Below are 812 nucleotides of genomic sequence, written 5' to 3'. Positions count from 1 at the left end.
GCATAAAGTGATAAGTGGTCAAGATGGTATTGAGTGCTATCAAGCTTTGCTTTTAATCCTTGAAGATTCAGTTCTGTTTCACGCGAAAGTTGCCGATAGCGGGCGATTTCATCGGAAATGAGACTTTTCCGTTGTTGGCGGAGGGTGTTTATTTCGGCGGCATTTTCTTCCAAACGTCTTTGATTGGTTAAAATTTCATGCTCGACATTTTTAAAGTCATGTAAACGTTCTAAATAAACTGCTTGGCTAATGACTTTTGTTTCCATTAGGCTTTTTGCAGCCTTTAATTTCCCTTGGCTTAATTGACGATCATCTTCCAACCTATCTAATTGCGCATGTTGTGTTGCACCGCTGCGCTCGACGCGGTCCGCCTGTGCTTTTAGCGCTCTTAATTTATCTTGGAGAGATTGAAGGGTAGCGCTAATGAGTTTTTCCCCTTCTATTCTTGCAGTCGTGTTGCCAGAAGGAGGAGCTGGCAGATAGGCAAGCCCTTTGGTCACAAAATCTTTATCCAAAGGATCACTTTCATGCAAAGCTGTTAAAATAGCTGTTGCGATTTGTGCTTGAAGAGTTTGTTGCGCGATATCTGCTTGAACACGTGCGCACTCATTGAGGGCTTCACGAGGATCTAATTGAATAAGGAGATCGCCTTGATGAACAAATTGCCCTTCTTTTACAAGAATTTTCTCAATGCGTCCTGTATTTTGCGCTTGGACCAGCTGAACGTAAGCGGTGGGAATAACACTTCCTTGCCCCCGTGCAACAATCTCTGTTTTTGCGATAAAGCTGCCGATCACAATAAAGAGAAATAA

Annotated in this window: 1 protein-coding gene; it reads right to left on the bottom strand. The window is 42.9% G+C overall.

Annotation, left to right across the window (positions count from 1 at the left end):
* Positions 1–812, bottom strand: an 812-nt coding sequence (locus tag ACFIO5_RS11220) for an HlyD family secretion protein (protein WP_375705449.1), incomplete at both ends; no start/stop codon positions are given.

Source organism: Bartonella sp. AA86SXKL (assembly GCF_042196885.1).
The sequence above is the reverse complement of the archived record's forward strand: the minus strand, read 5'-3'. Positions and strand labels throughout refer to the sequence as shown.